Source organism: Cesiribacter sp. SM1, from assembly GCF_020178975.1.
Classification (GTDB): domain Bacteria; phylum Bacteroidota; class Bacteroidia; order Cytophagales; family Cyclobacteriaceae; genus Cesiribacter.
Window position 1 is genome coordinate 49,791 of sequence record NZ_JAHXBU010000039.1, and the last position, 13,586, is coordinate 63,376.

13 protein-coding genes are annotated in these 13,586 nt (G+C 48.9%); 5 read left to right on the plus strand and 8 right to left on the minus strand.

The features are described from left to right. Positions 1–98: 98 nt before the first annotated feature. From KWJ01_RS04780 to KWJ01_RS04795, 4 genes are read left to right on the plus strand one after another with little or no spacing between them, the layout of a single operon-like run. Positions 99–2,504 carry a TonB-dependent receptor gene (locus KWJ01_RS04780; RefSeq protein WP_224995285.1) on the plus strand — a complete coding sequence of 802 codons (2,406 nt, stop codon included), beginning with the start codon at positions 99–101 and terminating at the stop codon, positions 2,502–2,504. 4 nt (positions 2,505–2,508) lie between these two features. After that, on the plus strand, positions 2,509–3,468 hold the full coding sequence (locus KWJ01_RS04785) for a DUF4625 domain-containing protein (protein ID WP_224995286.1): 960 nt from the start codon (positions 2,509–2,511) through the stop codon (positions 3,466–3,468). Between the two features lie 50 nt (positions 3,469–3,518). Then, positions 3,519–3,992 (plus strand): DUF4625 domain-containing protein, encoded by a 474-nt coding sequence (locus tag KWJ01_RS04790; RefSeq protein WP_224995287.1) that lies wholly within the window; start codon positions 3,519–3,521, stop codon positions 3,990–3,992. A gap of 52 nt (positions 3,993–4,044) precedes the next feature. Beyond that, positions 4,045–4,764: a DUF4625 domain-containing protein gene (locus KWJ01_RS04795; protein WP_224995288.1), complete on the plus strand. Its 720-nt coding sequence runs from the start codon at positions 4,045–4,047 to the stop codon at positions 4,762–4,764. Positions 4,765–4,893: 129 nt separating this feature from the next. Here the strand turns inward: KWJ01_RS04795 and KWJ01_RS04800 are convergent, their stop codons facing one another. Both KWJ01_RS04800 and KWJ01_RS04805 read right to left on the minus strand, forming a co-directional pair. Next, positions 4,894–5,163: a hypothetical protein gene (locus tag KWJ01_RS04800; RefSeq protein WP_224995289.1), complete on the minus strand. Its 270-nt coding sequence runs from the start codon at positions 5,161–5,163 to the stop codon at positions 4,894–4,896. A 114-nt stretch (positions 5,164–5,277) separates the two neighbouring features. Further along, positions 5,278–6,960 (minus strand): DUF2339 domain-containing protein, encoded by a 1,683-nt coding sequence (locus KWJ01_RS04805; protein ID WP_224995290.1) that lies wholly within the window; start codon positions 6,958–6,960, stop codon positions 5,278–5,280. 248 nt (positions 6,961–7,208) lie between these two features. Here KWJ01_RS04805 and KWJ01_RS04810 point away from each other — a divergent pair, with 248 nt between their 5' ends. Further along, positions 7,209–8,714: a hypothetical protein gene (locus KWJ01_RS04810; RefSeq protein ID WP_224995291.1), complete on the plus strand. Its 1,506-nt coding sequence runs from the start codon at positions 7,209–7,211 to the stop codon at positions 8,712–8,714. A 29-nt stretch (positions 8,715–8,743) separates the two neighbouring features. On the opposite strand, the gene KWJ01_RS04815 is transcribed toward KWJ01_RS04810, so the two are convergent. From KWJ01_RS04815 to KWJ01_RS04840, 6 genes are all read right to left on the minus strand, one after another. After that, the gene (locus KWJ01_RS04815) at positions 8,744–8,959 is read right to left on the minus strand and encodes a hypothetical protein (protein ID WP_224995292.1); all 216 of its coding nucleotides are present in this window, start codon (positions 8,957–8,959) and stop codon (positions 8,744–8,746) included. 131 nt (positions 8,960–9,090) lie between these two features. Then, complete coding sequence (locus KWJ01_RS04820; RefSeq protein ID WP_224995293.1) at positions 9,091–9,420, minus strand: hypothetical protein; 330 nt, start codon at positions 9,418–9,420, stop codon at positions 9,091–9,093. Positions 9,421–9,586: 166 nt separating this feature from the next. Beyond that, complete coding sequence (locus KWJ01_RS04825; protein WP_224995294.1) at positions 9,587–10,345, minus strand: DUF1080 domain-containing protein; 759 nt, start codon at positions 10,343–10,345, stop codon at positions 9,587–9,589. A gap of 140 nt (positions 10,346–10,485) precedes the next feature. After that, entirely contained in the window at positions 10,486–12,051 is a 1,566-nt protein-coding gene (locus tag KWJ01_RS04830) for a M28 family peptidase (protein ID WP_224995295.1), read from the minus strand. Between the two features lie 97 nt (positions 12,052–12,148). Further along, positions 12,149–12,358 (minus strand): alkylphosphonate utilization protein, encoded by a 210-nt coding sequence (locus tag KWJ01_RS04835; protein WP_224995296.1) that lies wholly within the window; start codon positions 12,356–12,358, stop codon positions 12,149–12,151. A 172-nt stretch (positions 12,359–12,530) separates the two neighbouring features. Then, positions 12,531–13,517, minus strand: coding sequence for a bile acid:sodium symporter family protein (locus KWJ01_RS04840; RefSeq protein WP_224995297.1), 987 nt, complete (start codon positions 13,515–13,517; stop codon positions 12,531–12,533). Positions 13,518–13,586 lie beyond the last annotated feature (69 nt).

Here is a 13,586-nt window from a genome sequence, read left to right on the forward strand (position 1 = left end):
GCATCTCTGTTGTAGCAATACACAGGTGGAAGTACTGGTGCCTTTCCAGGACTTATCCATTTTCAAATTTTTTCAATAAGTAGCTTACTTCTGATATAATGAAGCATACGCTTATCTTGTTTTTCATTGCTCTCTCAACAAGCAGCTTAGCTCAGACAGCGCACCTAAGCGGGCTGGTAGTAGACGAGAATAAAAGTCCGCTGCCAGGAGCAACCATACGGCTACAACCGGGCAAGCTGGCCATGCAGAGCAACAGAATCGGTCGCTTCTCATTCACAGACTTAGCGGAAGAAACCTATACTTTGATTGTCTCTTATGTGGGGTACGAGACGCAAAACATATCGCTTACGTTACCTTTAAAAGAGCATGAGCTCTCTATTGTGCTGAAGCCAGCACTTCAGCAGCTCGATGTAGCAGTTATTGAAGGCGATCGCCTAGCGCTGCGAAAGCAGGAGGAGGCACTGAATATTGAGGTGGTAGGGCGCAGCTTTATCCAAAGAAATCTGGGCGGTAGTTTGATGAAATCCATGGAGCGCCTGCCGGGGATCAGCACGATAGGCATCGGCTCCGGTCAGTCCAAACCCCTGATCCGCGGGCTGGGCTTTAACCGCGTGGTTGTTATGGACAAAGGCGTGAAGCACGAGGGGCAGCAATGGGGTGCCGATCATGGCCTGGAGATAGATCAGTTTGCGGCAGACGAGGTAGAACTGATCAAGGGAGCAGCTTCCTTTGCCTTTGGATCAGACGCCATCGGAGGCGCTATCAACATAAAGCCTGCTCCTACACCTGGCAAGAACGAAGTGGGGGGTTCGGTTAATATAATTGGCAAAAGTAACAACAGCCTTTACGGCACTTCGGTAAACTTGTTTGGCCGGAAAGAGGCGTGGTTCTTTGATGCGCGCTTTACGCACCAGGACTATGGCGACTACCGGACACCAACAGACAGGGTGTATGTATATGACTATGCAGTTAACCTGGATGAAAACTACCTGCGCAATACCGCAGGAAGGGAAACCAGCCTGCACCTCAACACAGGCTATATACACGATCGTTTCCGCTCAACCTTCTACCTGAGCAACATTCACAGCAAAAGCGGTTTTTTTGCCAATGCCCATGGCCTGGAGCCCCGTAGGGTAGATACGGACCAGCACGACCGCTCGAACCGTGATATGCTGCTCCCAAACCAGCAGGTGAACCATTTGAAACTTATTAACCGCAGCGAATACCAGTTTCAGGGGCATAGGCTGGCTATGGAATTGGGATACCAGCGCAATTACAGGCAGGAGTTCAGCCAGTATGTCAACCACGGCTACATGCCTCCTGTTTACCCCGAAGCGCTGAGCATCCCGGCCGATCTGGAAAGAGCATTTGACAAGCATGTTTACTCGCTTAACCTGCGTGACGAGCTGATACTGGGGAGGCACGAACTCACCACAGGCACTAACGTTGAACAACAAAGCAATAAGATAGGAGGCTGGGGTTTTCTGGTACCTTCCTTTAGGCAAACAACCGCAGGAGCCTTTGTGTACGATAAGCTGAGGTTAAGTAATCTGGTGCTGCTACATGGTGCAGTGCGGTACGATTATGGACATATCAGCATAGACCCGTACGTAGACTGGTTTACCTCCGAAGTAACAACGGATAGAGGACCCATTTCTGAGCGGCTGCCGAGAGCAAATAGTCTTTCCCGTACATTTAACAGCTTTGTTTGGTCTGCCGGCATAAACTACAACCGCAATCGCTGGATGCTGAAAGGAAATATCGGCAAAAGCTTCCGCATGCCTATTGCCAAAGAGCTGAGTGCCAACGGCGTGAACTATCACTATTTTAGCTACGAACGAGGCGATCCTGAACTATCGCCGGAACAATCCTACCAGGCGGATTTAAGTATGACCTGGAAGGAAAAAAAATGGTCTGTTCAGCTCAGTCCGTTTTACAACTATTTCCCCAACTATATCTATCTCAACCCCACTGCCGAGCATGATTATTATTATGGAGCAGGCAATCAGGTATTTGAATACACCCAGAGCAAAGTAGTACGCTTTGGCGGTGAAATTCAACTGGAGTATCAGCTTCTGAAAAGCCTGCGTGCCCAACTGCTGGGAGAGTATGTGCATGCCAGGCAGCGCTCGGGCCAAAAGCTGGGATATACCCTTCCGTTTTCGCCTCCACCTTCTGCACTCCTTAACCTTAGCTGGTCGCCGGAACTGGGGGAGAGGCTTCAGGATAGCTATTTTTCCCTAGACTACCGCATTACCGCTGCGCAAAACCGGATTGTGCCACCCGAAAAGAAAACACCCGGCTACCAGGTATTCCATGTGCAGGCCGGAACAACCATCCATATCTACCACCAGCCGGTAACCTTTAGCCTGCAGGTTCAGAACCTCTTAAACACCCGCTATCTGGAGCATACCAGTTTTTACAGGCTCATTGAACTGCCGGAGGCTGGCAGAAACATCATTTTGTCTTTGAAAATACCTGTCACTTTTAAAAAAACAACCTAAAGCCATGAAACAAAGCGTAACTCAAGCAAAAAACCCGTACCTGAGGCACATCAATAGCCTGCTGGCATTGCTGCTGGCCTTCACCCTCTTTGCCTGTAATAACGATGAACCGGCACCTGCCTTACCGCAACCTGCCATGGATAAGATAGAGGTTGGGCTGGGGAATAACGAGATAGGCGTAATCGGAGAAGATTTCCATCTCAATGCCGAGATTCTGGCGGGCGACAAAATAGAGAATGTGCAGGTAAAGATTCAGCAGCGAAGTGACGAGACTTACGCCAAAGAATGGAGCCACGAAATTATCTGGGAACAATACAAAGGCGCTAAAAATGCTACCATACACAAGCACTTCAACATTCCTGCCGATGCGGCCGAGGGTAAGTATGATTTCCTTATTATCGTGAACGACCAGAACGGCACCAAGTTCGAAGAGAAGAGAACGCTGAACATCTATGCTGAGGAAAATCTTCCCGTGAATCCGCAGCTATCCATCTTTAACATTCTTACAAAGGAAGGATTTTTTTACCGGAGAGGTAATTTTATCGAACCTGGGCAGGCCCTGCAGAAAGACGATACCATTGCCTCCCAGGTCACAATATCCGGGGTTAAAGGGGATGGGAAAATGTACCTGCTGCTCATCAATAAAAAGTTTAACCATCGCCCGGAATCCGTCGAACAGATCGACTTTAACAAGGCAATTGTGTATGATGTATTTGCGCATGAGGGCTGGGAGAATGCAGATCACTTTTCCAATTCTGTTTTTGATGAGGAGACATTTACAACCATCCGCAATTTGCCCGATTTCAAGATAGGTGCTGCAGCCGACAACAACATACCTCCTGCATCCATCGGTGGTGCTAATACATGGGAATCAGGCACCTACTACTTTGGCGTAGTGTACAAGAACACCACCTACAACATGACCTTTTTCCACTACATCGAAATTCCAATAGAGATCAATTAAGCTAAAACCTGCCTTGCCCGGGCTAGGCAGGGTTCTACAAATGTATGCAGATGAATACACTTAAATTATTAGCGCTCCCACTGGTTATGCTCCTGTTGCTGGCTGGTTGTGGCAACGATCAAGAGGAGATTGACGAGGTGTATCCGGAAATTATTCTCACAGCACCTGATGCCTTTCCGGTACAATGCAGCGCCCTTGCGAGTGGCGAGACCTTCACCTTTAGAGCCCTGCTGCAGGACAATATCGAGCTGGGCTCTCTCAGTGTTGACATCCACCACAACTTCGACCACCACACGCACAGCACCGAGCCAACTGACTGCGACATGGAGCCGGTAAAGACACCGGAAAATCCTTTCCTGCTGATCAGGGATTTCCCGATACCTGCGGGGCAACGTGCGTACGAAGTCTCTTTCGATATAGCAGTGCCGGCAGATGTGGATCCCGGTGATTATCATTTTATGATCAGGCTAACCGACAAAACAGGCTGGCAGTCTATCCGGGGGTTGAGCATCAAGATTAACTAACACAATAAGAAAACCAAGATTTTTTTTCACCATTAACTAAATCCAATTTAACATGCTTACCAATTTTAAGCTTTACACTTACGCACTTTTGTTCTCTGTCTTGTTCGTAGCCTGCTCCGAAGATGATGATCCGGTAACGCCCGCAGCCCCTACACTTGCAGATATAGAAATCGGCTCAGACAACAACAAAACTGGTTATGCAGGTGGAGATATTCACCTTGATGTGGCGATAACTGCGCCGGGCACCATTGCCAGTGTGCAGGTAGAAATCCATCCTGAGTCGGCATCGGGATGGGAGTTTGATTCTGTGTACACAGAGGGATTTGCAGGCCTCAGGAACGCAGATTTTCATAAGCACATCGATATAGCTGCCGAAGCGGCCTTGGGGCACTATCACCTGCATATGGTTGTAACTGACAAAAATGGCAAGACTGCCGAGTTTGAGGAGGATATAGAAATAGTAGAAGATGCCACCCTGCCGTCTGTTTCAGGTTTAGCGATTGAAGTAGAAAATGAAGGAGCTGAAATTCATATAGAAACAGTAATTACTGCCCCTAACAAGATTGCCGAGGTGGAAGTAGAGGTGCACGGAAACGAGTGGGAAGAAAGTTTTACCTTTACCGATGCCGCTATGGTAGGCCAGACTACCTACGATTTCCATAAGCATATAGATATCGCTTCGGCTCCTGCAGGGCATTATCATCTGCACCTCAAGGTAACAGATCAGGAAGGAAAAGAGAAGGAGTTCGAAGACCACTTTGACAAGCCATGACATTATAAACTCATAAATGCGCATTTAGAGTCTAAGCTCTACTTTCCCATTTCTTTTTCCTTAATAGAATCCCCGGCCTTTTCTGGCCGGGGATTCTATTTAAAATACTGTTGCAGCTGTTTATCGCAATTAGCAGTTCATCAATAGCATAATACCTGCTACTGTTGCCAGTAATACGCCCGTATCTGCCAGAAGTAAAGCATTGGCTCTGGGCTTCAGCAGCCTTAGCAACAGCTGCTCCAGCACAAACAGTACCCAGGAGCCAACCACCTGTAAGAGAGCAAATACGCCGAGCAAAGCATCCCATCCCGGCAAAGTAAGTCCATAGATTCCTACAGGCAGCCCTACAATAAGTATAATGAGCGAAATATAGAATAAAGGTGTTTTTCTGATTTTCATGGTGTTGGTGTTTAAGCCTGATGTTTAATTTGAGACTAAAGCCTGATAAATAGCGAGGAGATTAACTCCCCTCGCTATGGGGTGCCCTACCAGGAAGCCTGGCCGGGTTATCATCTACCCCTTATCTTCCTCCACAGCGGCTGGCACTTCTTCTGCAGCTGCAAGTCTGTTTTCATTAGCATAGCCTGATACACCCCAGCGCTTGTTTACCCATGCAATCAACAGTGTAAGGCCGCCGGCAACCAGCAGAAATACTACTTTCTGAATAGAAGATGCCTGGCTTAGGTCCCAGAAGAAGATTTTGATACTGGTGGCCAGGAGCACTGCCGTGCCCAGCAGACGAAAGACCATTACTTTGGTGAAGGCACCCCAGAGAAACAGCAGCAGCGCATACACCATCCACACAATAGAGAGTGTAAGATTGAGGCTGATGAAAGCCACCTCGTATGCCTGCCAGATGTTCTGGATCTGCACCGTAAGCAAACCGCCCACCACCACATGACTGGCAACGCCCAGAAACATGCTGGTCTTTTCCAGAAAGTAAGCATCACCTCCTGCATCCTGCTCCTGTGCAGCATAGCGCATCAGCAGTCGCGACATAACAAAACCACTTGCCGCCAGCGCCACCCACACCAGGGCACCAGGATTCAGGAAAGGGATAAAAGGCAGACCAAACCAGCTTACCCACTCCACGTTCCAGGCATGGCTGAACCAGTACAGCATCAGAATACCCCAGGCAGCCATGCTTATTTGTTGAGCAGCACGCGACTTAACCAAATGACCAGCGGCAAAGAAAAGCACAATCAGAAAAAGCCAGATGGCTGTGCTGATTACATAATGCATGCCGGCAACCGTATAATGATGCCCCAGGTCGTTAACCGCAATGGCAATTACCACTACGCCCAGCACAGCATATAAGAGGGGCGCTACCATTTGATGAACCGACATTCGATGAGTAGTAGGCTGCCCACTGGCCGAAAGCCTGTAGATGAATGCTCCTGCAGCAATAAAGGTAAGCCCGATGATAAGCGCAGGTCCGGTATAGGCCAGCGTAAACTGCTCCAGGATAAAGATAGACCAGAACGCAAAGTTGATGGCATTGAGCAGGCTCAGGTAGAGGTTGAGCCCTTCGAAATCTTTATTGCGGCGCCAGCTGGCCAGCAGCAGCCCGGCAAAGTAGGTTACAAAAAAGGCGGTGAGGTAAAAGAAAGGCTCTCCCCAGCTCATGGGGTCGAAGTACAGGTAGTAGAGCGAGTAAATGACCACTGTTACAGCAAACGACATAATGCGCAGCTCTTTCCAGTCCTGGGTGGCACTGAGGTAAATGGCCATGGCATTGAGCGCAAACACATAGAAGAAGAGCAGCCATACCTGCGACTCCGGTGCCTGGATGATCAGCGGCGTAAGCAGGCCACCCAGCACACACATAAAAATAAGGATGCGCATTTTGTATTGCATACCCACCCAGCTAATGGCTAAAGTAGTGGCAACAATGGAGATAAAAAGGGTATTGGGAGACCAGAGAATATCTTTACTAAAGCTGGCATAGGCAAAGGTGGCATAGAGGAGGCTTAAGCCAAACCCCGCAATAGCCTCTGCCTTGCGGCTGGGCTCTTTGCGGTACAGCCAGTAGCCTGCAAAAGCACCCGATACACCCAGCACCAGGCCAATCGCCACCCTTGCCACAGGGGGCACCCAGGCCTCATCAATCGCCAGCTTCAGGAAATACAAAAAGGCCAGAAACACGAACAGAATCCCAAGCCAGGTAATCCAGTTCTTTTTAAATGCTTCCATCATAATGTTCAGATTTTAGGTAGATGATGGAGCAAAACTACAGCGAACGGCAGGGGCAGATCAATCAGGAATTTTCAAAACACGTACTTTTGAAGTTACAAGCCAAAGCAGCTTTTCATGCGCAATAAAAGAGGGCAACATGGCTCATAGCTTATTTATAATGCGCTTTTTGGTGAATTTTTCACTGAAACAAGGGGCGGAAAAAGAAATTAGATGTTTCGCTTATCACCATAAAACACGTACTTTTAATTATGGATAACCTGCAGGAAATTGTAAAGCTGCTGCCCGATGAGGCCTGCCAGGCCTTTGGCCTTTTTGTAAATCATCAGAAGCAAAAAAAGGCCCGTAAAGACCTGCAGCTGTTTGAGTTGTTACGGAAGGAGAAATTGCGCAAGCCTGCAGAATACCTGGAGAAGCTATCAGCAGTACCCAATACCAACGCCTACCATGCCCTGCGGAAACGGCTGTTCAGGCAGCTGCTTCAGTTTCTGGTACTGCAGCGCATGGATGCCGATAGCACCAGCGCCTCGCAGTTGATGGGTATTATTTCACTTTGCCGCTACCTGTACGAGCAGAACAACGAGGCCCTGGCCTGGCACTACCTGAAAAAAGCAGAAGCCCTGGCTACAGAAAACGAACAGTACGAGCTGCTGCACAGCCTCTACACCCTGCAGATAGAGTACTCCGGCAGTGAGTGGGCCGACCCGCTGCAGAGCATTATCCGCAAGCGGGAAAAGAACAAAAAGCTGCTGGAGCTGGAAGAAAATGCGGCCCTGGCCAGTGCCCTGATCCGCCAGCGCCTGAAGGAGGTTCGGCTGGAGAGCAGGCAGATCCCGCTTGACAATATCATTTCTAAAACGCTCTACGAATTTGGCCTGCATGATAGCCTGTACCAGCGGCCTAAGTTTCTCTACAGCATTCTTTCCATTACCCGCAGCGCCATGCTGGCCAAAAAGGATTTCTACGCTTTTGAACCTTACATTCTGCAGCAGTACCGCAGCCTATCGCAGCAGCAGGCCTTTACCCGGGCCAACCACTTTTACAAGCTTAGCATTCTGTACATGCTCTGCCATGTGCTGTACCGCAACAGAAAGTTCAGGCAGGCCCTTGCCTACCTGCAGCAGTTCGAAAAAGACCTGCAGGAGCACCAGGGTGCTTATCAACGAAAGTTTCAGGTGCAGTACCTGATGCTGCTGGCAGCTGTAAAAAGCTACCTGGGAGAGAGCATGGAATCTATACAGCTGCTGGAAGAGAGCCTGGAAAACTGCAGTTTCCTTAAAGAAGAAGAGCGACTGCAAATGCTCCTCAACCTGGGGCTCTACTATTTTCAGCACCAGAACCTTAAAAAAGCCAACCAGATCTCCTTGCGCATTGGCCATACCGATGCCTGGTGCGCCAAAAAGCTAGGAAAGGAATGGGTAATGAAAAAGAACCTGATGGAGCTAATTATTCAGTACGAGCTTGGCAATACCGACCTGGTTGATGACCGCCTGCGGGCATTTCACCAACAATACAAGGGCATGTACCGAAATCCGCTGTACAAACGGGTAAAGCTGTACCTCGATTTTCTGCAGCAGATCAATGGCCAGCCGCAGCTACTCCATGATAAAACGCTGGAGCAAAAGATAACCAACAGCCTTACTACTGTGCCGGAGGCGCAGGAAGACCTGCAGGCCATGACTTTCTACAGCTGGCTAAAGGCCAAGCTGCACAAGCGCCCATTTTACGAGGTACTGCTGGAAACGGTGCAGCCTTAATACCAGCCGCTAGCCGCTAGCCGCTACAACTAAAAATGATTGAGTAAGGCTTGTTTGATGTTTTCCTGCTGTTGCTTCCGCATATCCTGTTGCAGCAGGCTTTCCTCCAGCCGGAGCTTATTAATTTCCTTATCCAGCTGCTGAATAGCCCTGAGGCGGCGTTGCTTAATCTGCTCGAGCATACGACGGTGCCTGGCCTTAGCCTCAATGGCCTCCTTCAGTTGATCAATCGAAAAAATTTGCATGAGTAGAGAGTTTCTGCTCTAACTCCTAAAGCCCCTGAATGTTTGAATAATTTTAATGAATTTTTAATAAAATTTTCATTTCACTGGACAGGCACGCCTAATAGCCAGGTCCTTACCTCCTCTTACTCCTATCAGGCAGACTGCTTTAGGCTAAAGAAAAGCTTCATTTGGTATGCATCCTGCTCCTGCCACAGCCTGAATTCAGCAATCTCCAGGCGCTCCCTCAGGTAAGCGTCCATGCGCCTGCCAGCCTGCTCCAGCACATAGCGTCGAAATAAAATATTTTTATGACTGCCCTTGAATCCCTTCTGCTGGTAATATGACCGCAGCCCTTCGGGCAGGCTTTCCAGGAACTCCTCGAAATGCTCCTGCTGTGGCCCATCGGCCAAAAGCTGGTAGTATTCCTTGCTACGCTGCGCTATTTTAGACAATACTTCAAGAGGTTCTATAGCTACACTCATCTATAAACTGTTTAATATCTTTGATGCACAAAGCTATTGCGGCAGTAAAAATTAAGTGTGTTGCCAGTTTTAAGAAATCGTCACATCCCTGGCTCCATATAAAGCTTTTGTAAAGCATTGGGCAAGGCAGCAACAAGTATGCGCCCTTCAGCTGGTAAAGTGTAATTTACAGCTGCCTTAGCTTGATGTTGCGGTACCACACTTCGCTGCCCCAGTCCTGCAGGCCCAGGCGCCCCTTATACTCACCCCGGCTGATGGGTGCTGCTTTTAAGCCGCTGCTGGCTATAGCTTGCTGCCATTCCGGATCGTTCAGGTCAATGTTATGAATCATGGTGCCATTCATGTACACCTTAAAAAATCCATCCTGATGCACAACACGAGTCCTGTTCCACTGCCCAGCGGGTAAAACATAGTTACCGCCCGCACTTGCCAGGCTAAAAAGATCGCCTGCCCGGTGGTTGTTCTCCTCCTCTACGCCTCTATAAATGGCATCATCAAATACCTGGAGCTCCATGCCGGTGTGGTAAATCTCTTTGTAGGTGGTGTCTTCCGTCACAAAGAAAAAGATACCGCTGTTGGACAAATGACCAACTTTCCAGTCGATCATCAGCTCAAAATCGCCTTCAATCACTTTATCGGTTACCAGATCTCCGCCGCCGGGCGTTTTATTTCCTGCACGCCGGGGCACCTTCAGGTGAAGCGCTCCACTATCGACCTGCCAGGCCGGACCTACCCCCTCTTTTCCGTAGTTATGCCAGTTCTGTGTTGTTCTCCCATCGAACAGCAGCTGCCAGCCTTCCTGCTGCTCCTGCTCGCTTAGGGTATTGTGTCCCGCTGCCGGCGACGAAAACAGCCCCGGCTTCAGGAATACCAGCATAACTGCCACTACCATCAATAGTATAAGTACGTACAGGAGCTTTTTCATCTGCTATCAGTATTTTTCTGATAAGATATCCCTTTTTTGAAAAGACACATAGATAAATACAAAAAAGCAGCCCCGGAACCGCTCCAAAGCTGCTTTGCGTACTTCATCCACTCCAGAAGTCCGGAATGGACATGAATTTATTAAGGGTTGCTTTGGGCGGGCGCTTTGTCTACAACTGGGCGGCCATCGCGGTTGGCAAGCTCCCAGGCGGTGTAAAACACCAGCTGCGCACGCTTTTGCAGGGCATCAAATTCTATTTTATCTATGGTATCGCTTGGCTTGTGGTAATCGGCATGTACGCCATTAAAATAAAAGATTACCGGGATACCATTCTTCGCGAAGTTCCAGTGGTCGGAGCGGTAGTAGATCCGGTCGGGATGGTTTTCGTCGTTGTAGGTGTAATCCAGCTTAAGATTGGTGTAGGTTGTATTGGTGCGTTCGCTGATGTCGTGCAGCTCGGTAGAAAGGCGGTTTGAGCCTACCAGGTACACATAATCAGGGTTGCCTTCGTGCTGCGGGTCTATGCGGCCAATCATGTCGATGTTAAGGTTTACCACTGTATTCTTCAGCGGGAATATGGGGTTGGCAGCGTAGTACTCAGAGCCCAGCAGCCCTTTTTCCTCACCTGTTACCAGCATAAACAAGATGCTGCGGCGCGGACCTTTACCCTCTTTTTTCGCCTGCACAAATGCTTCTGCCAGCTCCATAACAGCAGAGGTACCGGAGCCATCATCGTCGGCACCGTTATTGATGTGCTCGCCATCACGGCCAATATGGTCGTAGTGAGCAGTGATCACCAGCAGCTCATCTTTCTTATCGCCACCTTCCAGGTAACCCAGCACGTTCTCCGACATTACGGTATCGAGCTCATGCGTTAGCTGAAAGCTTAGGGCTGCAGGCTTTTGCTTAGCCAGTTTTTTATTCCCGGCTTCCTGCGCAGCCTCCTGCAGCTTCTGAAAAGAGGTGCCCATGATGTTGGCAGCTGCCTCGGGAGAGATGAAAAATGCGCCTGTTGCTATGTTTTCCTGTGCCACTGCCATATCGGGACGCTGCAGGCGCAGGGTAGGATGGCTTTCCATTCGTTCCCTGAGGTTCTGCACCAGCGCCTGATGCGCTGCCTGTGTTGCTGCCGCAACAAAGAAAACGGCATGAGCACCTTTTTTACGTGCACGGGCAGAAAGTCCGCGGTACTTGGTCCAGTCGTCGGTCAGGATCAGAACAGCCTTATCTTTTACATTTATTTTCTCATAATCCTGCTCTTCTCCCTTACCCGCAAACACCAGGCTTACTGTTTTTTCAGCATTGGTGTGGCCGGAGCCCATGTACACAATATCTTCGTAGTTTTTGTAGGTCTGCCCCCTGGCCTTTACATAGATATTACCAGGCTTGCCTGAAAAGAGCACTACCTTTTGTAAGTAGCCGTTGCCCTGGTCTTTTACCGGCCCCTGCAGCCCCAGTTCTTCAAAGTGGTGCTGAATAAAAGCTGCAGCCATTTTCTGTCCGCGCTCACCGGTTTCTCTGCCTTCCAGTGCATCTGAAGCCAATACCGATAAATAATCGTGTAAATCTTCTTTTGTAATGGTAGCTGCATATTTTTCAGCACCTTTTTCAGCATTTACCGCTGTTTGTGCCTGGGCCTGCATTACAAACAATGCTAACATCAGGCCTGCTAAAGTCCTCTTCATCATATCTTTTATCTTGATCATCAATCTATTAACCCTAAAAAATACTAATCCATTCCCGCAGCAGGCACAGCCTAAGGCATTCTTTTACAACGGCTGTCAGAGGGCTGCGGAAAAAATTCTATGCTTTCTTCAGAAATTCTGTTTTCAGCACCACCTGGCTTTTGCCAATGCGGCATTCTACCTCCTGCTCGTTATCTGTGAGGCGAATATTCTTGATTACATTACCCCGTTTTAGGGTGGTAGGCATTCCTTTTACTTTCAGGTCTTTGATTACGTGCACAGAATCGCCATCGCTGAGCAGGTTTCCGTTGCTGTCTTTTACTTCCATAAATTTTCGCCTGGCTTATTTAAATTTTGCCCAATATCGGCTTTTGCTTTTGATTTAACCAATGCGAAACAAATAGCCGCTGCTAAATACCTGGCCAAGCCAGCTCACCTCAGGAGCAGCCAGGGCCAGCTTAATGCTGCAGGCTGCACGCTGGCAGTGCTTTATAGTACAGTTACAGGCCGGTTTTTTTCCCGTAGCGCCCTGCAATGGTGCTGATGATGATGATTTGAATGGCATGAAAAAGCATCAGCGGTAACAGAATAAGCCCAACAGCAGCCGAGTTGCCAAACAGGATTTTCGAAAAGACTGTGCCATGCACCAGCGATTTCTTTGAGCCGCAGAACAGGGCCGTAATCTTATCTTCCAGGCTAAACGACAGCAGGGTGGTGATCCAGTACACCACTCCATAAACAGCAAAAAACAGCGCCAGCACCAGCAGCACAATCACCACCAGGTCTGCAGCACCAATGGCGGAGAAAGCGCCTCCGGCAAAGGATTCTGCAAAGCTTTTATAAACGATCAGCAGGATAACGGCCCGATCGAAAAGGCTTAGCTCTTTGCTGTATTTAACGGCCAGCCAGTGCCCCTTGCGCTGCATCAGGATTCCCAATACCACAGGCAAAAGGATTTCAAGGAGCAGCTTGCCATAGATTTGTGTAAAATCGAATGCGCCCTCTTCCTGGCTTTGCAGAAACAGGCCCATCCAGAGCGGCGTGAGCACAATGCCTATGATGCCCGAAATACTGGCGTTAAAAATAGCAGCCGGTATGTTGCCTTTCGCAATGGAAACCATTACCACCGAAGAGGAAACGGTAGAAGGCAGTGCCGCCAGAAAAAACATTGAGAGCCAGATGGTCTCCTGCTGCTCGCCCTGCAGAAAAGGATGAAAGAGGAGCACCAGCAGGGGGAAGATCAGGAAGGTAGTGCTCTGGATCACCAGGTGGAGCTTCCAGTTCTTCAGCCCCAGCTTAATCTTCTCGGGGCTTAGCTTCAGGCCATAAAAGAAAAAGATAAGCGAAACACCAATACTGCTGATGGTATCCAGTGGAATGGGGCTATCATCAGAACCAAAACCGGGAAAGAGATAGGCAAGCAAAACTGTACACAGGATTGCCAGTACAAAGCGATCTATTTTTACAAAGCTAAATATTGATTTCACGCGCGCTACCTTTTAGCTGCAGGCAGCCAAAGCGCTCCCTGATGATTTTTAGCGAAGGTAGGTCCGCAG